Raw genomic sequence first — 20,846 nt, 5'->3', positions numbered from 1 at the left:
ATCAAATCACCTGTCCAGCTATGTTCTTTTCGTCATTATCCGCATTGGTGCCAGCATCGCTGGCAGGTGCTTGCGGGAAGACCATGCGTATCATTGCGCCCCGTCCTCCGTGGAAATCCGAAGGCGCATCATGCAATTCCAGATGTCCGCCATGATCCTCGACGATCTTGCGGACAATCGCGAGGCCAAGGCCGGTGCCCTTTTCCCGCGTCGTCATGTAAGGTTCGAGCAACTTCTGGCGATCATCGCCCGGCAGGCCCTTGCCATTGTCGATGACATCGACAACCAGTTGCCCATCCGCCTGATACGAACGGATCAGGATGTGCCCTTCTTCACGATCTTCCTTCGGAAGTCCGTCAATGGCTTCGCTGGCATTCTTGATGACATTGCCAAACGCCTGCCCGATCAGGCGACTGTCGAAGGAGCCGACCAGCTTGTCCGGGCCGAAATCGTTCTGGAAGCGAATATCGCTACGGCTGACTTCAATCAGGAAAGAGGCTTCGCGCAATGCCTCGCGCATATCCATAAGCCGCATTTCCGGCTTCGGCATACGGGCAAAGGCAGAGAACTCATCGACCATACGCCCGATATCACCCACCTGGCGAATGATCGTATCTGTGCATTGGTCGAAAACCTCTCGATCCTCGGTAATCACCTTGCCGTAACGGCGACGAATGCGTTCTGCGGAAAGCTGGATCGGTGTGAGCGGGTTCTTGATCTCATGCGCAATGCGGCGAGCGACATCCGCCCAGGCCGAGGAACGCTGCGCTTGTACCAGATCAGTGATGTCATCCACAGTTACCACATAAGAGTGATCTTCGGATTCGGTATCTTCGACGGTCACCTGCACGTTGAAGGTACGCGCTACGCCGCCACGGGTCATGCTGACCTGCTCGCGATGTACCGCACGCCCCGTTGAACGGGCAACCTCGAAAGCCTGCCCGATCTCCGGTGCAATGCTGGTAAGGTTTTTGCCGACAGAATCGTCCGATGTGACGCCAAACATGTGCTCTGCGGAACGGTTCAGAATGGAAATACAGCCATCCGTTTCGATGCCGATGACGCCCGCCGTCACACCGGAAAGCACGGCCTCCGAGAAGCGGCGGCGTTCATCGATCTGGTCCTTGGCAGAAAGCAGCTCGTTGCGCTGGCTCTTAAGTTCCGCGACCATGTTGTTGAAAGTACCGGACAATGCGCCAACGTCGCCATCCGAAGTCCGTACCGGCACAGAGACGTCAAGATTGCCCGCCGCCACATCATCCGACGCGCCGATCAAAAGCCGGATCGGGCGAACCAGCCTGTCGGCAACGGCAATGCCAGTCCAGATAGCCGAAAGCAGCACGATCAGTGTCAAGCCGAAATAGAGTAGCGCAAATGCAATCTGCGTCGGAATGCGGTTCGCATCCATCTCCTGATAGCGCTGGGTATTGGCTTCCATCAGACGCATGGCGTCGAGAATCTGCGAATCCACGGCGCGAACCGTATAGAGATAGACGTCAGGTATCTCGCGCATCTTGATGATTGCGCCAACGAAATTGCTGTTTCCCGGAGGAATGATAACCGGCTTGCCGTCCGGAGCTGTCTTCAATGCGTCTTCGGTCGGCGGCGGCAGACGATCCTCGACACCGGTATCGCTTTTGACGACCACTTCGCCGTTTTCACGCACCAGAAACGCGCCGAGCAGACCGCGACCACGTGTTTGCAGCGTCATCAGCTGGATGAAACCGCCACGGTCGAGACTATAAATGGTGCGCTGCGCATCCAAATCCTGCAGCATCGAATAGGACGTGCTTTGCAGGTTGAGCGCGGTTTCGCGAATATAGGCGGTGGTGAGGCTCTGCGACGAACTCACGATGTCACGCGTATTGGTATCGAACCAGCGATCGAGCCCCAAATTGAGCGTTACGGATGCAACAATGGCAACCACAATGGCGGGCACCGCCGCGATCAGCGAAAACAGCGCGACGATGCGCACATGCAGACGCGAAGCGGCCTTTCCAAGCCGCCGGGCCATGATGATGCGATAGACTTCGCGGCAGATCAGCAGAATGAGGAACAGAATCAGTGCGACATTGATGATGACCAATGCCAGCGTGACGGTCCTGTCAGGCGTGATCGGGGTGATGCCAATGAGAATGGCAAAGGAAATCGACGCCGTAATCAGCGCTGAAACAACAGTGATAATGCCTGGCAGCGCCAGAAGCCTGCGCCCCTCGCCGCCTTGCGATGATTGTTTCTCGCCGTTCATGTCCGCCGTCAGATTCGCCGTGTTCATGTTAACCATGTTACCCAATAGCGTTGCATCTATGCAACGCATTGTGGCGAAAATGCAACGTTATTCTGCACGCCATTGTTGATGAACCATACAGAAGGCCTGAAAGAACCAAAAATGCTGATTTACGAAACTCTTGGGACTTTCAATGCGATGCGATTTCATCACATAAGAATCCGTTGGGTTCGAAAGTTTCCGGACCTGTCAAACACTGGTGCAGAGGGCTTTTGGGTATATGCCGGACAATACGCTGGGATTCTACAATTCAAATGCCATCGACTATGCAGCCGGCGGCGATGCGCCCAATCCGAAGCTGTTCGATTTCCTGAAGCGTTGCAAGCCAGGTGGCCGCATTCTTGAATTGGGGACTGGCTCGGGGATCGATGCACGCGCTATTTTGAACGCGGGGTTTCAACTCGATGCAACGGACGGTTCCGCCGAACTGGCGGCAATCGCTTCGAGGCAGTTGGGCCAGCCCGTCAGAACGATGATGTTCGACGAACTTTCTGCGGTCGAGGAATATGACGGTATTTATGCCTGCGCATCACTGACTCATGCGCCCAGAGGCGAGCTCGCCCCCATCATTGAGAAAACCTACGCCGCGTTGGCGAAAGGCGGCATCGTTTGGGCAAGCTTCAAGACCGGTACGGCTGAAGGCCACGACGCACTTGGCCGCTATTACAACTATCTATCACCGGAAGAGCTTCGGCATTGCTGGGGCAAGAATGTCCACTGGTCTGATATCACGATAGAATGCTGGACTGGCGGTGCTTACGATAAACGCCTCACCGACTGGGCAGCCGTCGTGGCAGTGCGATAGTTTCCGAAGGGTAAACTAGAAATTCAGCCGCGCCATCGCGAGTGAGTCGACATATTCGCCAGCTCTGAAGGCGTCTTTCTGACGAACACCTTCGGCCACAAAACCGAACTTCTCATAGAGACGGATAGCGGCGGCATTATCGACATAAACGGTCAGTTCAAGCCGCTTCAGATCGAGCCAATTGTCGGCGATATCGATCAGCTCGGTCATAAGTGCCGTGCCGATCCCCTTGCCGATATGCTCGTCAGCTATGCCCATCATGATATCTGCGGCATGGCTCCGTCGTCCTCTGTGTCGCATCAAGCCGGCATTTCCGACAATCTCTGCATTGATAGTCGCAACAATCAAGGTCGATTCCGGGCCAAGCGACTCCAGCCATTTCCTTGTCGTCTCGAGGCGCTGGAACGGCATGCGCAAGGTGCCGAACCGAAATCCCGGCATGTTCTGCAGACGGGTGAGGCCTTCGGCATCTGTGGCTTCCACCGCGCGAATGACGAGATTTTCTGGTCTCATTTGAACTCCCGGTTCAGTGCTCAAGCAATCTCAGTTTGCTGGCTGACAAACATCCAGGCAAACCGAGACAGGTTGGCGATTTTTATCGCAGATACAGCCCTTTGACGCGGAATAGGATAGCGCGGGCATTCCCCGGCCGCAAAATGAATAAATTGCGACAAGCACGAAGGCGAGAACCGTCAAGCAAAGTATTCGATACATTTTGAACTCCCGTGGGAAGGAAGACCAAAATATTGTCCATGCAGGCGGAGAAGTTCTCAACACCAACAATTGCCTCGTAACTATATGGAAAATCTATGGCGCGTGCGTGGGCACATCTTTTTGGAACAACGCCGCCCAACTCGGGCGGCGCTGTAAAATTCAGGTATTCCTACCGGCGTTATCGTTCTGCGCGATCAGTTTTCAGCGCCGTAAGCGTCGAAATCAAAGTACTTGTCGTTGACTTCCTTGTACTTGCCGTTCGCGCGAATTGCCTTGATTGCATTGTTGAACTTTTCAACCAGTTCGGGACGCCCCTTCTTCAAGGCTACGCCGACACCGACGCCATGGATGTTATCGTCCGACGGATAGGTGCCAACCATCTTGCAGCAGGCACCATCCGGCGTCTTCAGCCACTCGCTCAGCGTTACACTGTCGTCGTTGACGGCATCAAGGCGGCCATTGGCCATATCAAGCCGATATTCTTCGGCAGTCGGATAGGCCTTGATCGTGCTGTCGGTGAACGCGTGTTCGGCATAGTTCGCATGCGTCGTGGACACCTGAACGCCGATCGTCTTGCCGGCAAGGTCTTCCTTGGTTACGCCCTTGATGTCGCTATCCTTGGGCACTGCAATGCCGGGAGGCGTGTTGTAATACTTGTTGGAAAAATCGACCTGCTTCTTGCGCTCATCCGTGATCGACATGGAAGAAACATAAGCGTCGAACTTTCCGGCCTGAAGTGCCGGAATGGTGCCATCCCACTCCTGCGTGATGAAAGTGCACTCGGCCTTCATTTCCTCGCAGAGTGCTCTTGCGATATCGACATCGAAGCCCGACAGTGAGCCATCCGGATTGGTGAAATTGAACGGCGGATATGCGCCTTCTGTCCCGATTACAAGTTTCAGCGTTTCTTCGGCACTTGCAGTGCCAATTGCCAAACCACCCGTCGTGGCCACGATCCCCACAATCGAAGCTGCCACGGCCATACGCTTTAAAACGCGCATTCCCATTCCTCCCATTTTGTCTCGGCGGTTCCAGAATTGCTCTTCTGGTTCAGCCCTTGCAAGGGGAGGCCTCACGTCGGCAATGTAAATTGCCGACTCGTCATGATTTCTCCCCCGTTGCTATCAATAGATGGTTCGGTTGAACTTGCACAATGTCTTTTCTGAAAAGGTGAAAACGGTTCGGAATGCGCTTCAGACTGTGCAGCGAAACAGCATGTTCAACCGCCAGTACAAGCGGACGGCACGGCACGGCCGACGCCCCAGGATAAACGTCCTTGCACGATGGTTAGCGTCTGCTTGCCGTTCGAATAGGTTGTCCCCTCCTGGCCCATGGCGGGCAGATCGATTGCGGCAGCGCCATTGACGGATACCGATGCGCGATCACCGAAAAGGCGCACTGCCAGACGTGTACCATCCTCGCACGTGTAGTCGCTGACGGGATAGGGATTACCTGCGCCGATAGACGCACCGGATGCAGAATGCCCGAAGCCTGCGAACATCAACGCAGCGACTGCCGCGATCGATAAACTTCTCAACATAATGTTTCTCCAGACTGGCACAGCAACGGAGTTGAAGCAGAGAAGCATATCTTACCCGATTCTCTGGCACGCTTTGAGCTTCATTTCGGGCGATTGGCGTATTGACCAGACATCCATTAATATCCGCAGCCGAATAGTGCATCTCTACCATGCCATCGACAGTCGCGGCAACACGACCACGCCATCCAACAATGGGTAATGGCATCGTGCCGGATATTCACGACAGTTCCGACCCTAAGACGGTGATGGGTTAAAGGAGCAGTAACAAGACTGTTAAAATAAATGGCGCACCCGACAGGATTCGAACCTGTGACCTCTGCCTTCGGAGCAATTTAGGCTGCCTATCCGAAATGCACGATAGAGCACGCTAGGCTACGATAACCCATTGAAAACACTGGACTATGGGGTTTTCTACGCCGAAATGTCTATCCAAAATTTCGCTCCGATCTTCATCCGGCTGCTTCCGTAGTGCTTCCGCGGAAACAGTCCCTCTCCAGCAGAGGAGAAGCCACATGGCAAAACTGACCAAGCGCATAGTGGACGCCGCCGACGTCCGTGAAAAGGACTACTTCATCTGGGACGACGAGCTGCCCGGCTTCGGCCTTCGCGTTTTCGCCTCGGGCAAGCGTAGCTACCTCATCCAGTATCGCGCGGCCGGCCGGACGCGACGCTTCACCATCGGCCTGCATGGTATCTGGACGGCAGAGACCGCCCGGCAGGAGGCTAAGGTTCAGCTTGGTCGCGTCGCCAAGGGCGAGAACCCGTCCGAGGAACGCCAGCTCGACCATCAGGCCATCACCGTCAAGGAGCTATGCGCCCTCTATGTCGCCGACCTGAATGCGGGACTGATCCTCGGCAAGGGCGGTCGTCCCAAGAAGCCGTCGACCATCGTCACCGACGCCGGCCGCATTGAGCGGCACATCATCCCGCTGATCGGCACGCGGCGGGTGAAGGATCTTGTCAAGGCCGACATCAACAAAGTCCTCAAGGACATCATGGCCGGCAAGACGCGAGTCTCTGTCAAGACGAAGAAGCTGCGCGGCAAGGCCATCGTGCGCGGCGGCGCGGGCACGGCGACCCGCACTGTCGGCCTGCTCGGCGGCATCCTCACCTATGCCGTCGAGGCCGGCATCATCGACCGCAATCCCGCCCACGGCTTGAAGAAACCGAAGGACAATGTGCGCAACCGCCGTCTGACGGAGGCCGAGTATCACATCCTGGGCGACATTCTGCGAAACGCGGCCGAGACCGAGAAATACGCGATGACCGTCGACATCATCCGCCAGATCGCCATGACCGGCTGCCGCCGCACCGAGATGATCCGGCTCATGCGGACCGAGGTGGACGCGGCGGGCAGTTGCCTGCGCCTCGTCGACAGCAAGGAAGGCGCCTCCGTCCGCCCCATCGGGCTTCCCGTCGTCGAATATCTCGAGGAACGCTGCAAGGACCTGACCGGCACCTATGTCTTCCCCGGCCAGGGCGAGGACAACGCCTTCGGCAGCTTCCCGAACCACTGGGAGCAGATCTTCAAGGACACGTCGCTGGCCGATGTCACGCCGCACGTCCTGCGCCACAGCTTCGCCAGCATCGGCAACGATCTCGGCTTCACCGAGGTCACAATCGCGGCGCTGGTCGGCCACTCCAAGGGGTCAGTGACGAGCAAATACATCCATAGCCTCGACACTGCGCTCATCATGGCCGCAGACACCATCTCCGGCTACATCAAGGGCCTTCTCGATGGCGTCGCCTTCAAGCAGACCGCCTATGCCCTCGATCGGGATTCCCGGAAGGCGGCGCTGGCGCGTTTCCTCCAATCGGCGGCCGCCAACGAGCAGGAGGAGCTGCCTCTTGCGGCGTAACCGACACCATCAGGGGGTTTCAGTTATTGCAGTTGGAGCCCGCAACGACTATATTGGCTGGTCAGGAGAACCCATCATGGCCAGCCAAGTCGTCAAATTCGCCGGTCTCTCGGACCGCGACCGCAAGAAGGTCTCGCCTCTGCCCAAGCTGGCGGAGGGCGACCGCGTCGAGCTGCGCGTCCGGCGCCGCGACGGTCACGATGAGACCCTGGCCCTGCCGCCCGCGGCGGCGAGCGCCGTCGAGGCCCTGATCACGCACTTGCTCAGCGGCGAGCGCGTGGCGGTTCTTTCCGAGGATCAGGAGCTGAGCCCCACCGAGGCGTCCGAAATCCTCGGCATCTCGCGCCCGCTCGTCGTGCTGCGCATGGACCGGGGCGATCTGCCCTTCCGTTATGTCGGCAAACACCGCCGCGCCTCGCTCAAGGACGTGCTGACGCTGAAGGCCAAGCTCGACGTCCGGCGCAAGGCCATGCAGGACCTCGCCGCCGACGCCGAGGATCTCCATCTTCGCTATGGCGTTTAAGTCCGCCGTCGCCATCTACTATGCCTGCATCCTCTACCCCTTCCATCTGAGGAATGTCGTTGTGCAGGCGGCGGTCGACGGTCTGGTCGATGCGCACTGGACGGAGGCGATCCATGACGAGTGGATACGCAACCTACTGGCCAATACGCCGGGTCTTCCGCCCGAGCACCTGCAAGCCACCAAGCAGCTCATGAACGTCGCCGTGCCGGAGGCGACCATTACCGGCTATGATCGGCATATCCACACCGTGAGCCTGCCCGATCCCGATGACCGCCACGTCGCGGCGGCGGCGATCGAGGCTGGCGCGTCGATGATCGTCACCTGGAACCTGCGTGACTTCCCCGTCGCCGAGTTGAGGAAGCATGGTCTGGCGCGGCAATCGCCGGACGCCTTTCTCGTCAGCCTCTACGAGCAGGCTCCCGATATGCTGCTCGCCTCGCTGGCGAATGCGCGCAGCAATCTCAGCCGGACGCGCGTGTCGGCCGCCGATTTCGTCGGCATCCTGCGCGACCAGAGGCTGGTCAAGCTCGCGGCGCAGATCGAGAACCACGTCAGCGACCTCTAGGGCGGCTTTCCGGGTTTGCTGAAACCCGGTTCTCCAGCTCTGCGGGTTTACGGATTTACGATGCGAGGCTGTTCCTCAGTGCCCCTTGCGCTCACCAGGTGGGCAGGCAACAGCATCGTAATAGAATATAATTGTAGTTCATTTCAGAGGGATGTTTCCGCGAACATGGCCAAGAAAACGGTCGAAAGACTTAATCCGACACCCTCTACCGTAAAGAAGCTCTTCGCCTATAGCGGAAACCAGTGTGCCGTCCCCGATTGTCAGGAGCAGCTTGTCGACGTAAGCGGCGCCATGCTGGGCAAGGTCGCCCATATCTGCGCCGCCGAGAAAGGCGGGCCGCGCTTCGACGTTGACATGAGCCACGAAGACCGCCGCGCCTTTGAAAACCTGCTTCTGGTTTGCGGCAAGCACCATGACATCATCGACCATCAGCCCAATGTGACGACCTACACGGTCGAGGTGCTGCGCAAATACAAGGCCGATCACGAAGATCGTTTCAAACGGGCGGAGCTACAGCTCATCGCGCAGATCACGGACACGACCCAGGCCAGGCTGCCCACCTATCCGGAAACGCTGAAGCGGTTCGGAGAGGTCTTCGATGTCACCGACTCGATGAATCTCGACGAGGAAGTCGCCGGGCTGACCACCTTCATCGACAGGCTGAAGGAGCTTCCCCTCGAAGAGCGGGCATTCGCCATCAAGCTGGCCGAACGCATGAGACGTCGGGACGTCGATGACCTGCCGGCCGAAGACGTGGTCGGCGCGTTCAACCTTGGAAAAACCAGGCTGTGTCAGCATATGACTTTGCTGGAGCATCACCTGCTTGGCGATATCACCGAAGGGCATGGCTACCAGCAATATTTCGTGCGGCTGTGGGACCGCGATCCCGGCGGCAATCCCTGGATAGAGATGCTGGAGTTCTGCGAAAAGACGGGCATCACCATCGACAGCCTCCTCTATGATCTCAATTTCGCGCAGTACGACGGCTGACGGCACTATGGCGGCGCGGTCGCCTCCAACAGCCTCACGGCATCAGGACGGTTGATCGGGTTTGCCCGGCAGGGCTCGCAACCATCATTTCCACGACTGTCTGCATTTTTGGCGGGGGAAAGCCTTCCCCCTGGCCGGCACTTCGTTGCCGGCGCACCCCCTTCTGCGGGGAGACCCCGCAACGCCCCCTTTAGAGTGAGAGTGCGGACCGGGTTTGCCGTGACGGGTTGAGGGCTGGAGAAGAGGTCTCCGGCGCCCGTCGCGGAGAACCGCGATGTCCAGACAGGATCGCAGCGCGCGCCCCGGCTCGGATCGGGCGAGCCTTTACGACGATATCACAAACAAGATCATCGGCGAACTGGAGGCCGGCCGCTTCCCTTGGGTTCAGCCCTGGGGCTCGGCCGCGGTCAAGGCGCCGCTCGCCATGCCGCAGAACGCCGCCACAGGCCGGCGCTATTCGGGGATAAACGTCCTCATCCTCTGGGGCGCCGTCATCGAGCATGGTTTCCCCGGCCAGAGCTGGCTCACCTTCCGCCAGGCGCTTTCCCTCGGCGGCAATGTCAGGAAGGGCGAGCGCGGCACCACCGTCGTCTATGCCGATCGTTTCACCCCCGAGGACGAAAAGCGCCGCGCCCGCGAGGCCGGCGAGGACGCTCAGGCGATTCCGTTCCTGAAGCGCTTCACGGTCTTCAACGCCGCTCAATGCGACGGCCTGCCTGAAGAAATCGCCGTCGTCGCACCGCCGCCCGAACCGGGCCTGATCGAGCCGCGCGTCGAGGCCCTGATCCGGGCGACCGGCATCGACTTCCGCATCGGCGGAGACCGCGCCTTCTATGTCCCGGCGCATGACTATGTCGTCGTTCCGCCGCCGCAGGCGTATTTCGAGCCAATCAACTGGCACCGTACGGCCCTGCATGAGCTCGGACACGCGACGGGCCATCCCTTGCGCCTCGGCCGTGATTTCTCCGGCTCCTTCGGCACCAAGAAATACGCCTTCGAAGAGCTGATCGCCGAGATCAACGCGGCCTTCTGCTGCGCCTCGCTCGGCATCGCTCCGACCGTCCGCCATGCCGACTATATCGGCTCCTGGCTGAAGTTATGACGAGGTGAGCATAACTTGAGTTATCCGCAGCAGCCCATAATGCGAAGGAAGGCGGCCGCACCGCTGGAAATCCGCGGGGTTCCAGCTTCCGCGAGCGGGATTTGCTCAGCATTATTTTGTGCCGGACCTTTGCTGTCGTTTTGACAAGCAGAGGAATCAATAATGTTGAATGCTGATTACGAGCTCATCGCCGAGCTCAGAATTGTACTGACCAACCAACGATACAGCCCGGTGGTGATCGGCAACTACTGCGCCTATGCGCGCGGGTTCGTCGAATACCTTGCACAGCAGAACATCGATGTTGTGGAGGTGACCGAGACGCAGGTGGTTCATTACCTGCATCATGCGGTAGCGCTGTTCCGGAAGCGCCATGGTCGATCTCCGGGGCCATACTGGCACTCTATCCCGCGCTCCGGAATCCATGCCTTGCTGCGGCTTGCACAGGGCCAATGGCCGTCCCCGCCGAAAGCGACCTGCGCGGCCGACGCACTGCGCTTTGCCATCTGCGACGAGTACGAGACCTGGCTGCGCGAAGAACGAGGCCTTGCTACGGCCAGCATCGACGCGCTGATGTGGGAGGGCCGTAACTTTCTGGTCTGGCAGCTCGATCGGCACGGTCCCGACAGCCTGATGGCAATGACCGTCAGCGACATCGACCGTTACATGGACACGCGCAGCCCTCATCAGACGCGCCGGTCTGTGAAGGATGTGGCGGAGCGCCTTCGCTCGATGCTGCGCTATCTCCATCGAACAGGGCGCGTCGCCATCGATTTATCGCCGCATGTCATCGCCCCCTTGCTCTATGCGTATGAAGGGGTGCCATCGATCCTTACGCCCGATCAGGTCACGGCGGTTTTGCAGTCCTCGGGGGAGGATAAGACGCCGACGGGCCTGCGGGATCATGCCATCCTGCAATTGCTGGCGACCTATGGCTTGAGATCGGGCGAAATCTGCAACCTGCGGATCGAGGATATCGACTGGCGGGCGGAAGTGATCCGCATCAGGCACACCAAGACCCGGGCCAACTCATTCCTGCCATTGATGGCGCCGGTGGGTGAGGCCGTGCTCGCCTATCTGCAGACGGGGCGGCCTGTCACAAATGCTCGCGAGATCTTTGTCCGAACACGCGCGCCTTATCGTAAGCTCGGCATGCTGGCCAATATGGTGCGGCGGCGGCTTACGACTGCCGGGATCACGCCGGCTGGTAAAAGCGGCTCCCATATCTTCCGCCATGCACGCGCCGTCGAAATGCTGCGCGCCGCCGTGCCGCAGAAGGTGATCGGCGATCTGCTCGGGCATCGCTCTACGGAGTCCACAGCTCCCTATCTGAAGCTCGCCACCGAGGACCTTCGGGCCATCGCGCTCGACGTGCCGGGACGGGAGGTGCGGTCATGACGAACTGGCCCGACCCTGATCGCAAGCTGATCGCGCGGTACATTGCAGGCCTCAACCTGCGCACCACGCAGAGCCCCATCTACTACAAGCAGGCGCTCAACATCTTCCAGGATGTCGCCGAACGCCACGGCAAGCTCGACAAGGACATGCTGGTGGCATGGTTGCATGTGTCGCCTGGCCGGTGGGCCTCGACGACACGGCTGCACCGCACCCGGATTATCGACCGTTTCCTCGATCACCTTGAAGAAACCGGAGCGATCGAACGCAATCCCGTCGCCAGTCTGCGTGAGGCTTGCAATATCAAACAGTGCAAGCCGGTGTGGCGCGCGCTGGCCTCCAGCGATCCGGATCGCGCGCTTGCCGAACTATACCGACCCAGGCCATTCGGCAGTGTGCTGGGCAACATGATGGCTGAGCACGTCACATTGATGCGCAACCGGGGTTACAAATACACTGCGCAAGCGATGCGGCTATGGCGGCTCGACCGCTTTCTTCAGCTAAACCCGGAGCTTCAGGACCAGCCGCTCGAGGTGATGCTTGAACACTGGTCCGCGGCGAAAACGACGCGCAATCATCCCAACGAGTGCGAAAAGCTCCGACGGGTCCTCACGAAAATCCTGCGCCATCAGGACCCATCGATCCCGCCCCGCCGACCTGATCCGCGCCCAGAAAAGGAAGTGGCCAGACATTGGCGAAAACCGCATATTTACACACCGTCCGATGTGCTGCGTATGCTCGACATCGCCCGCTCTTACCCTTCACCTCGATCGCCGCTTCGTCCGTCGAGCATCTACACCATGCTGCTGCTCGCCTATTGCGCCGGTCTGCGGCGAAGCGAACTGGCTCGCCTCGATCTTGGTGACGTGGACTTCCAAGGCGGCACGATCACGATCCGCCAAACCAAGTTCTACAAGACCAGGATACTGCCGCTGCCCGACAGTGTGATGGTAGAACTTCGATCATATACGGAAGCGCGACGCCGCGCCGGTGGGTTCCTTGATCCGCGCTCCGGCCTGTTCTGGCACGAACAGCGTGGTGACCGCTATACGAAGCAGGCCGTCGCCTGGCTGCTGGTTGACGTCATACGCCGCGCCGGGCTGAAGCCGCCTCGGGGGCGAACTGGACCTCGCCTGCACGATCTGCGGCATTCGATGGTCGTGAACCGGATCCTCGAATGGTACGAGGCAGGCATCAATCCGCAGGATCGTCTGCCGTTCCTTGCGACCTATCTCGGCCATCGGGACATCAACTCGACCCTGGTCTACATCACCGTCACGCAGGACTTGCTGCATCACGCCAATGAGCGGTTCCGCGTGCTGGGCGCGCCATGCCTCAATATCGGGCAGGAGGTGCGGGCATGAGCAAGAACAATCAGTTCCCGTGGCTGATGCGCGCGTTCTTCTACGAGTGGCTGGTCGAGCAGCGCAATGCCTCCATCCATACGGTCCGGTCGTATCGCGATGCCTGGCGACTCTTCCTCCGGTTCGTCGCAAAGCGCTCAGGCAAGAAGGTGGCGATGATCACGCTGGCGGATCTAACCGCCGGAGAGGTCATTGCGTTCCTCGGTCACGCCGAACACGAACGCGGCGGCAAGATCGGCACGCGAAACTGCCGGCTTGCAGCGATACGCAGCTTCTTCAACTTCGTTGCAACCAAGGATCCCGGATCGATCGCCCAGTGCGTCGAAATCCTCAACATCCCGATTAAGCGCGGTCCGGTGTCGGAACCCTGCTATCTGGACCCGGCGGAAGTGACGGCTATCCTGGCTCAGCCTGATCGTTCGACACTCGAAGGTATGCGCGACCACGCCTTGCTCTCGTTCCTCTACAACAGCGGCGCGCGAATACAGGAAGCGCTCGATCTGTGCCCCGATGCGGTCCGGTTCGACAGTCCGAGCTGCGTGCGCCTCACCGGAAAGGGTCGAAAAGAACGCATCTGCCCGCTCTGGCCGGAAACCGTGATATTGTTGCAGAAGCTGCTCGAACGGCAACCACGGGCGCCAAACCAGAGGCTGTTCGTTAACCGCTATGGCGAACCGCTCAGCGCATCGGGGGTCCGGTTCAAGCTTGCCGCCTATGTGAAGGCAGCGGCCGAAACCTCACCAACCCTGCGCGACAAGCATGTGACGCCCCACGCCTTCCGGCATGCAACCGCCGTGCATCTCATATCGGCGGGCGTCGACGTCACGGTCATCCGTAGCTGGCTCGGTCATGTGAGCCTCGACACAACCAACCACTACGCCAGAGCCAACCTCGAAACAAAGCGCAAGGCATTGGAAAAGGTCGGTGCTCCCGAAACACCCACCCGCCAGCCCTCGTGGAAACGCGATACGAGCGTTCTCGCCTGGCTCGACACGCTCTGAAATAATGCGGAGGAAGGTGGCCCGAAACCCCGAACTTTAGGCAATCTGGCCGCCTTCCTTCGCATTATGGGTTGCTGCGGATAACTCGACGTCCTGCGCGAGGACAATCGCGCCATCGTCCGAGCCGCCTCCCAAGCCAGCAAGGCGGCCGACTGGCTTCTCAGCTTCCTGCCGGATTCCGGCAGCATCGACCAGAACGACGACGAGCGGGAGGCGGCGTGATGAACGCGCTCGCCTTTCCGGGTTTCGTACCCGACCCCGCGCAGTCGGCCGACATCCGCCTGCGCGTCCTCAGCCTCGGCGCCGGCGTCCAGTCCACGACGCTGGCGCTGATGGCGGCGCATGGCGAAGTCGGCCCCATGCCCGATTGCGCCATCTTCGCCGATACCGGGTGGGAGCCGCAGGCCGTCTATGACCATCTCGCCTGGCTGCGGTCGCCCAATGTCCTGCCGTTTCCCGTCCATATCGTCTCGGCCGGGGATCTGCGCGCCGACCTCATCGCCGGCGCACAGGGCGAGCGCTGGGCCTCCATTCCAGCCTTCACCCGCACCGTGACGCCTGCCGGGAGCGAGCTTCCCGTCTATGACGAGGACGAAAACGGCGATCTCGTCGTTGTCGGCTCCCGCATCGTGGCTACCGAGCGGGCCAGCATCGGCATGATCCGCCGCCAATGCACCGGAGACTACAAGATCGTGCCGATCAGGCGGAAAGTGCGCGAGCTGCTCGGCATCGCCGGGCGGCGCTCGCCCACGTCGCCGGTCACCGAGCAATGGATCGGGATTTCGCTCGACGAGGCGCTTCGCATGAAACCCTCTTACGAGAGCTGGCAGGTCAACCGCTGGCCCCTGATCGAGCGGGGCCTGACCCGACAGGACTGCCTGCGCTGGCTGGAACGGCACGATTATCCTCTGCCGCCCAAAAGCGCCTGCCTCGGGTGCCCGTTTCATTCCGACGATCACTGGCGACAGATGCGCGACCATGATCCCGAAGCCTGGGCGGACGCCGTGTCGGTCGACGCCGCCATCCGCACCGGTTTCCGCGGCATCCGCGCCGAAGTCTATCTGCACCGCTCCGCCGTGCCGCTCGACCATGCCGACCTATCGACGGCCGCCGACCGCGGCCAGCTCGATCTCTGGCCGAACGAGTGCGAGGGCATGTGCGGGGTCTGATTCCCTGAAAGCCGCAAAGGCGCAAAGCCGCTTCTCCGGCTTTCCGGGTGTCCGCTTCTGCGTTTTCCCGCGTTTCCGGTTCGTCAGCTTGCAGCCTTGCGCCACGACGCTCAGCCTACCGGCCGTCCTTCATCAACCCTGCCCAGACAGCGAGAATATCGCCTTCGGCCGCGTTGTCCTCAGCGACAACCACGCTGAACACGGCGAGCGTGCCGGCGAACTCCTCCATATCCATCACGCCCCGTGCGTGAAGCATTGTCGCCAACAGCATCAGTGCCTTGCCTTGTGCGGTGATGACGGCCCGGTCCGCCTCGGAAAAGCGGACATGGCGGGCTGGCGACGCCCCCAGCCATCGGCGCAGAACACGCGCCAAGTCCGCCCAGGGCGGATTTCTCCAGCCAGAAATCATAGCGTCCATAGACAATTCCCCGCCGCCCCGACTGGCGCCGGGACGGTTGAACACGCGTGAACACTGGGAACCGCGCCCCACGTATTTCCCACGCCGGGCAAGCCCGACGCCGATGGGTATTCTATTCCGTGGGCCGCCCGACATAGTCGGTGACCCAGTGTTCAAACGCTTGATGCGATCGATGCGGTGTTCAAGCCGCAGGCGATGCAATCCCTATGGCACAGGAAGACAGTCCTGAACATCGCCGTTCCGTTCTCGCCCCTGGCCAGGCGACAGGGTCCGACCAGCAGAGTGAGAGGGAGGTGGGGATTTTCGTGACGGGTTCGGGTCGAGAGAGAGGCTCTCGGCGCCCGTCGCGGAGACTACCACGATGGCTACTGCCGCCCAGAAAATCATCCTGTCGCCTTCCCGCGACATCCCCTTCAACAAGCTCGTGCTCAGCCAATCGAATGTCCGACGCGTCAAGGCCGGCGTCTCGGTCGAGGAACTGGCCGAGGACATCGCCCGCCGAGGCACGCTCCTCCAGAGCCTCAATGTCCGCCCGGTCCTCGACGCCAGGGGCGATGAGACCGACATGTATGAAGTTCCCGCCGGCGGTCGCCGCTATCAGGCGCTCGCCATCCTCGTGAAGCAGAAGCGTCTCGCGAGGAACGCGCCTGTGCCCTGCGTCGTGCGTGATCCCTCCACGTCGATTCTCGCCGAGGACGACAGCCTCGCCGAAAACACCCAGCGCGTGCCGCTGCATCCTCTCGATCAGTTCCGGGCCTTCTATGACATGCGCCGCAAGGGCATGAGCGAGGAGGAGATCGCTGCGGCCTTCTTCACGACCGCGCAGGTGGTGAAGCAGCGCCTGCGTCTGGCCTCTGTCTCGCCCACGCTCCTCGACATCTATGCCGAGGACGGCATGAAGCTCGAAGAGCTGATGGCCTTCACCGTCAATCCCGACCATGCCCGCCAGGAGCAGGTCTGGGGGGCGGTCCAGACCTCCCACAATCGCCAGCCCTGGTATATCCGCCAGTTGCTCACTGAAACCACGGTGCCGGCCACCGACAAGCGCGCCCTGTTCATCGGCATCGAAACCTATGAGCAGGCGGGCGGCAGCGTGCTGCGCGATCTCTTCCAGACCGATGGAGGCGGCTGGCTTCAGGACCCCGCGCTTCTCGACCGCCTGGGCGCGGAGAAGCTCAAGACCCTCGCCGAGGAAATCGCCGCCGAGGGCTGGAAGTGGATCACCGTCGATACCGATCTGCCCTATGGCTACGATCAGGGGCTGCGGGCGCTCGACTTCACCCTCGTCGATCTGAACGATGACGAGCGCGCGGCCCGAGAAGCCCTGCGTGAGGAATACGAACGGATCGAGGCTGAATACTCGGAAGCCGATGAGCTGCCGGACGAGATCGACCAGCGTCTCGGCGAGATCGAGACGGCGCTCGAAGCCTTCGAGAAGCGCCCGGTCATCTACGATCCGGCCGACATCGCGCGTGGCGGCGTCTTCATCAGCGTCGACCGCAATGGCGAGCCCGTCGTCGATCGCGGCTATGTGCGCCCGGAGGACGAGACGCCGGTCGGCGTCGAGGACCCCGACGGCGAGGCCGAAGCCACCGGTACCGAAGTCGCGGCATCCGGCACCGTTCAGCGCGCCGTCATCACCATCGGCGGCCAGTCGGCCGAACCGGAGGATGACGACGAGGAAGACGTCATCAAGCCGCTGCCCGAACGGCTCGTTACCGAGCTGACTGCGCACCGCACCCTGGCGCTCCGCGATGCCGTGGGCGCCAATCCCCAGGTCGCGTTTACCGCCTTGCTGCACAAGCTCGTGCGCGACACCTTCCAGCGGACGGCCACCTCCGGCGCCAGCCTGCAGGCGTCCGTCAATCACGTATTCTTCCGCGAACAGGGCAAGGATCTCGCCGAGACGGCCTATGCCAAGTCCGTCATCCAGCGGCATGAGGACTGGAAGGCTGACCTACCAGCCGATGAGGATGCGCTGTGGGACTGGCTCGCCGTGCTCGACGACGCCAGCCGCATGGCGCTGCTCGCGCATTGCGTCAGCTATGGGATCAACGCCCTCTATGAACGGCCCAACCCCTACAGCGGCAGCGGCGTGTCGCAGTCGGGTCTCGACCGGCGTATGGCAGAGGCCGATCGACTGGCCCGCGCCACCGGCCTCGAAATGGTGGACGTCGGCTTCCGACCCACGGTCGAGAACTATCTCGGCCGCGTCACCAAGCCCCGCATTCTTGCGGCCGTCCGCGAAGGCGCGGGCGAACGCGCGGCCCAGCTCATCGACCACTTGAAGAAGGGCGACATGGCCAAGGAGGCCGAACGCCTGCTGGCCGACAGTGGCTGGCTACCGGAGCCGCTGCGCCTGATCGACCATGACGAGCCGACCACGTCCGATACCTCGGAAGGCGAGGCCGAGACGGCGCTCCCAGCCTTCCTTGCCGGTGAGGACGAGGACGAGGAAACCCCCGAAGACCCGGAAGCCGAGGCGCCAGCGATGATCGCCGCGGAATGACGCCAAACCCCGGCGGGCGGTCGAAGCCGCCCCGCCGTCTTCATTTTCAGCTTCAAGGCCCGGCGATCCGTCGTCGGGCCTTTTTTCATTTTCAGGGAGCTCCCACCTCCGACATTTATCTACCAGCCGGCCGTCAAATGGCGGTAGCCGGTTCCCCTCTCAGTGGGATTTCCGCTCATAGACGTGATTGAGGTTATCGGCTTGGTGCTGGAGGCTCCTCGCCACCGTTGCAGCCGCGGCCCGGTTCGGAAACGCCCCTGTTGTCATCCCGTTCAGGCTTACGCACCACCCATCGGGCTTCTCAATGACCGTATAACGCCGTCGCTCGCCACCGATATTGGCGGACTTACCCGTCAAATAGCCACTCATCATGAGCGTCGATCGCCTTGTTGGTTCGGTGTGTCGGGCTTCGTCCAAATCCCGAAGGCCGCTCCGATAACCGTCATCGCCATACGCCAGGATGATCGGCTGCTCTCTTTCGTCTTCATCGTTGCCCGCAAAAGTGCATTTCTGCTCATGGTTTCACCTCAACAAGAGGCCGCATCAAAGCTTCGAGCGCGTATGAATTCCATCCTGACGCAACCGGCCGCTCATAGTATTCTCATCAATTCGACCGGTGGACCTCGGCGCCATGCAACGCCATAGCGGGCCAAGCTCGTGCCCGGACAGCTCAGACCCTCAAACATCTTCGCTTCACCATTAGGCGGGAAGTGCGGGGCAATGGCATCCCTTTAGATTGATGATCCGGCTGCTGTCTGATGCCGGACACCATCCCGCTTCCATTCGCAAACCTTGGTCCGATCCGTCTCCTTATCAATCAACCCGCAAGGGGTCGGCTTACGCGCGCGTGCCGCCCTCGGGGATTCGGAAAAGGTCCGAACGCCCGAGGGTGATTGCAGAGCCGGTCAGACACTTCGGGCGCCTGTCGCGCGGGGGATGGTCCCCCGCCTCCCAAGACAGGAGCCGGAACCATGTCCTATGCAGATGCCACCGCTTTCGCCGCAAGCCTAGCCACCACGCTGATGGTTTCGATCATCGTCTTCCAGGCCGGGGACGGCACTCACGGCGCCATGCCCGCCAACGAATTCGATGGCGACGAAGAAATGGTCAGGCTGGAACTTGATCCCTTCGGCTGAGGCGCGACAGCGCCTCACCCCGACGGCTCGGAGCGCAAGATCGCGTCCGGGCCTTCAGCGCTGCGCTACCGCTCATCGCCGGCAGCGGCACCGGCTCATGCCCCGGCAAGGGAGAGTGAGAGTGCGGACGGGTTTTCCGTGACGGGTTGGTTGCCGGAGAGAGAGCTCCCGGCGCCCGTCCTGGAGCATCCTGCGATGGCCCTTGCACCTCAAACCACCTTCGCCCCGATCGGCGACATCCTCGCGCATCAGATCGTGCCCCGGCTGCGCCTTGCCGCGAAGCTGCCGCTGCGCATCACCTGCATCGGCACGGCCCGCTATGTCGGCACCGACGAGGCCGACAGCTTCGACCGCAGCGTCTTTCTCGGCGACCGCCCGTCGCTGGAGAACGCCACCAGCTTCGCGGCCGTTTCGGTCAGGCGCGGCGGCATTGGCGTGAGCCAAGATAAGACGCTGCGCTTTCATCCACGCTTCGCCGTCATCCAGGACAACGATCAGAATCTGGTTCTGGCCGGCGAAATCCGCGCCGGGATCATTCTCTGGCAACAGCCCGTCGCCAGCGACGGCGAGGCCCGCCGGATCGTGACCGAAGCCAGCCGCCTGCGCGGACTGGCTTTCGCCGCCTCCGGCCGGGGCGAGCAGCGTGCGGCCCGCAATCATCGCCACCAGGCCGGCCTGCTCGAAGCACGCCTGGTCGACCCCTTCTGGCGCGAGGCCGCCGCCGATCTGCTCCGGCTGCCACAGGCCGCCTGATCCCATCCCCCGATTTCCACCCATCCGACCCGGCGCTTCGCTTCGCCGGGTTCTCACCTATGGAGTTTTCCCATGCCGAAATTCGTAGTCAGCAAAGGCCACGACGCCTTCGTCTATTACGAAACCGTCCTAGAGGCCGACACGCCCGAAGAGGCGCGAAGTCTCGTCCGGAGCGTTCATTACGAAGGCGCATGGCTCCCCACCGGCTATGTGCAGGAGTTCGACGATTACGAGATCGACGAGCATAGCGGCGTTCGCCTCCTCGAAGACGGTGAAGCCGTAGAGGCCTTCCTGACCATCGGCGTCACCGCCCAAGAGCGCGACGCCTTGCTGGCGGGGCTGCGCCTCCTCCAGCTCGCCCTGGGGCGCGGCGATCTCGAACCTGCGCTCGAAAACATCGTCACCAATGACGGCGCGCATACCGGCCTCGATCCGACTCGTATCGACGCTCTGTGCGAACGCATCAACGTCTAGGTGGTGGCGATGTATGAGACCTACCTGCGCCTCGACATCCTGGTCTGGGACAGCGAGCGCGCCGTAATCCGCGCCGCGCGCTGCAAGCTGGCTTTATCGGCCCGGCGCGATCCCGCACTGCGGGGCGCGCGAAAGCGGTTCTATCGCGACATGCTGCGCCACCATGCCGATGCCCAGCGGCTTGTGGCGCAGTTCCGCCTCTGACGCTTCCGCACCGCGTCCATCCCTTGAACCTCGCCCGGCCA

Annotated in this window: 21 protein-coding genes and 1 pseudogene; 16 read left to right on the top strand and 6 right to left on the bottom strand. The window is 61.1% G+C overall.

Features of this window, described 5'->3' with window-relative positions:
* Nucleotide 1: 1 nt before the first annotated feature.
* Entirely contained in the window at nucleotides 2-2,317 is a 2,316-nt protein-coding gene (locus MKS82_RS02725) for a sensor histidine kinase NtrY-like (RefSeq protein WP_109987813.1), read from the bottom strand.
* 190 nt (nucleotides 2,318-2,507) lie between these two features.
* On the opposite strand from MKS82_RS02725, the gene MKS82_RS02720 reads away from it, so the two are divergent.
* Nucleotides 2,508-3,092 carry a class I SAM-dependent DNA methyltransferase gene (locus tag MKS82_RS02720; protein ID WP_109987812.1) on the top strand — a complete coding sequence of 195 codons (585 nt, stop codon included), beginning with the start codon at nucleotides 2,508-2,510 and terminating at the stop codon, nucleotides 3,090-3,092.
* 15 nt (nucleotides 3,093-3,107) lie between these two features.
* Here the strand turns inward: MKS82_RS02720 and MKS82_RS02715 are convergent, their stop codons facing one another.
* The 3 genes from MKS82_RS02715 to MKS82_RS02705 form a co-directional block, all read right to left on the bottom strand.
* Nucleotides 3,108-3,605, bottom strand: coding sequence for a GNAT family N-acetyltransferase (locus MKS82_RS02715; RefSeq protein ID WP_109987811.1), 498 nt, complete (start codon nucleotides 3,603-3,605; stop codon nucleotides 3,108-3,110).
* A 395-nt stretch (nucleotides 3,606-4,000) separates the two neighbouring features.
* Nucleotides 4,001-4,807 (bottom strand): ABC transporter substrate-binding protein, encoded by an 807-nt coding sequence (locus MKS82_RS02710; protein WP_445558053.1) that lies wholly within the window; start codon nucleotides 4,805-4,807, stop codon nucleotides 4,001-4,003.
* A 218-nt stretch (nucleotides 4,808-5,025) separates the two neighbouring features.
* Nucleotides 5,026-5,346: a hypothetical protein gene (locus MKS82_RS02705; protein WP_240578306.1), complete on the bottom strand. Its 321-nt coding sequence runs from the start codon at nucleotides 5,344-5,346 to the stop codon at nucleotides 5,026-5,028.
* A gap of 512 nt (nucleotides 5,347-5,858) precedes the next feature.
* On the opposite strand from MKS82_RS02705, the gene MKS82_RS02700 reads away from it, so the two are divergent.
* The 10 genes and pseudogenes from MKS82_RS02700 (at nucleotide 5,859) to MKS82_RS02655 (ending at nucleotide 15,311) form a co-directional block, all read left to right on the top strand.
* Nucleotides 5,859-7,205 (top strand): tyrosine-type recombinase/integrase, encoded by a 1,347-nt coding sequence (locus tag MKS82_RS02700; protein WP_119036670.1) that lies wholly within the window; start codon nucleotides 5,859-5,861, stop codon nucleotides 7,203-7,205.
* Nucleotides 7,206-7,281: 76 nt separating this feature from the next.
* A complete protein-coding gene (locus MKS82_RS02695) occupies nucleotides 7,282-7,728 on the top strand; it encodes an excisionase (protein ID WP_010398842.1) in 447 nt (148 codons plus the stop codon).
* On the top strand, nucleotides 7,718-8,293 hold the full coding sequence (locus MKS82_RS02690) for a PIN domain-containing protein (protein WP_119036669.1): 576 nt from the start codon (nucleotides 7,718-7,720) through the stop codon (nucleotides 8,291-8,293). Before MKS82_RS02695 ends, MKS82_RS02690 begins: the two co-directional genes overlap by 11 nt.
* A gap of 165 nt (nucleotides 8,294-8,458) precedes the next feature.
* Nucleotides 8,459-9,283, top strand: a complete 825-nt coding sequence (locus MKS82_RS02685) for a hypothetical protein (RefSeq protein ID WP_147373715.1) — start codon at nucleotides 8,459-8,461, stop codon at nucleotides 9,281-9,283.
* A 274-nt stretch (nucleotides 9,284-9,557) separates the two neighbouring features.
* A complete protein-coding gene (locus MKS82_RS02680; RefSeq protein ID WP_240578305.1) occupies nucleotides 9,558-10,385 on the top strand; it encodes an ArdC-like ssDNA-binding domain-containing protein in 828 nt (275 codons plus the stop codon).
* A 162-nt stretch (nucleotides 10,386-10,547) separates the two neighbouring features.
* Complete coding sequence (locus tag MKS82_RS02675) at nucleotides 10,548-11,780, top strand: site-specific integrase (protein WP_125302982.1); 1,233 nt, start codon at nucleotides 10,548-10,550, stop codon at nucleotides 11,778-11,780.
* A complete protein-coding gene (locus MKS82_RS02670; protein ID WP_125302979.1) occupies nucleotides 11,777-13,141 on the top strand; it encodes a tyrosine-type recombinase/integrase in 1,365 nt (454 codons plus the stop codon). The genes MKS82_RS02675 and MKS82_RS02670 overlap by 4 nt, the downstream gene beginning before the upstream one ends.
* Nucleotides 13,138-14,142 carry a site-specific integrase gene (locus tag MKS82_RS02665; RefSeq protein ID WP_125302977.1) on the top strand — a complete coding sequence of 335 codons (1,005 nt, stop codon included), beginning with the start codon at nucleotides 13,138-13,140 and terminating at the stop codon, nucleotides 14,140-14,142. Before MKS82_RS02670 ends, MKS82_RS02665 begins: the two co-directional genes overlap by 4 nt.
* Nucleotides 14,143-14,226: 84 nt before the next feature.
* Nucleotides 14,227-14,364, top strand: a pseudogene (locus MKS82_RS02660) (antirestriction protein ArdC); the annotation flags it as partial.
* On the top strand, nucleotides 14,364-15,311 hold the full coding sequence (locus MKS82_RS02655; protein WP_119036666.1) for a hypothetical protein: 948 nt from the start codon (nucleotides 14,364-14,366) through the stop codon (nucleotides 15,309-15,311). The pseudogene MKS82_RS02660 and the gene MKS82_RS02655, both read left to right, overlap by 1 nt.
* A 115-nt stretch (nucleotides 15,312-15,426) precedes the next feature.
* Here the strand turns inward: MKS82_RS02655 and MKS82_RS02650 are convergent, their stop codons facing one another.
* On the bottom strand, nucleotides 15,427-15,729 hold the full coding sequence (locus MKS82_RS02650; RefSeq protein WP_010398874.1) for a hypothetical protein: 303 nt from the start codon (nucleotides 15,727-15,729) through the stop codon (nucleotides 15,427-15,429).
* Between the two features lie 361 nt (nucleotides 15,730-16,090).
* Between MKS82_RS02650 and MKS82_RS02645 the strand changes: the two genes are divergently transcribed.
* The gene (locus MKS82_RS02645; protein ID WP_119036665.1) at nucleotides 16,091-18,238 is read left to right on the top strand and encodes a ParB/RepB/Spo0J family partition protein; all 2,148 of its coding nucleotides are present in this window, start codon (nucleotides 16,091-16,093) and stop codon (nucleotides 18,236-18,238) included.
* A gap of 159 nt (nucleotides 18,239-18,397) precedes the next feature.
* Here the strand turns inward: MKS82_RS02645 and MKS82_RS02640 are convergent, their stop codons facing one another.
* Nucleotides 18,398-18,610 carry a hypothetical protein gene (locus tag MKS82_RS02640; RefSeq protein WP_010398877.1) on the bottom strand — a complete coding sequence of 71 codons (213 nt, stop codon included), beginning with the start codon at nucleotides 18,608-18,610 and terminating at the stop codon, nucleotides 18,398-18,400.
* Between the two features lie 599 nt (nucleotides 18,611-19,209).
* On the opposite strand from MKS82_RS02640, the gene MKS82_RS02635 reads away from it, so the two are divergent.
* The 4 genes from MKS82_RS02635 to MKS82_RS02620 all read left to right on the top strand — a co-directional run bounded on the left by MKS82_RS02635 (nucleotide 19,210) and on the right by MKS82_RS02620 (nucleotide 20,805).
* Complete coding sequence (locus MKS82_RS02635) at nucleotides 19,210-19,374, top strand: hypothetical protein (RefSeq protein ID WP_010398879.1); 165 nt, start codon at nucleotides 19,210-19,212, stop codon at nucleotides 19,372-19,374.
* 195 nt (nucleotides 19,375-19,569) lie between these two features.
* The gene (locus MKS82_RS02630) at nucleotides 19,570-20,127 is read left to right on the top strand and encodes a hypothetical protein (protein ID WP_119036664.1); all 558 of its coding nucleotides are present in this window, start codon (nucleotides 19,570-19,572) and stop codon (nucleotides 20,125-20,127) included.
* 72 nt (nucleotides 20,128-20,199) lie between these two features.
* Nucleotides 20,200-20,601, top strand: coding sequence for a hypothetical protein (locus MKS82_RS02625; protein ID WP_010398883.1), 402 nt, complete (start codon nucleotides 20,200-20,202; stop codon nucleotides 20,599-20,601).
* Nucleotides 20,602-20,610: 9 nt separating this feature from the next.
* Entirely contained in the window at nucleotides 20,611-20,805 is a 195-nt protein-coding gene (locus tag MKS82_RS02620; RefSeq protein ID WP_010398885.1) for a hypothetical protein, read from the top strand.
* Nucleotides 20,806-20,846 lie beyond the last annotated feature (41 nt).

Origin of the sequence: Ochrobactrum sp. A-1, from assembly GCF_022488005.1 — a bacterium.
GTDB lineage: Bacteria > Pseudomonadota > Alphaproteobacteria > Rhizobiales > Rhizobiaceae > Brucella.
Note: the sequence above shows the minus strand (reverse complement) of the source record. Positions and strands in the feature narration are given on the sequence as shown.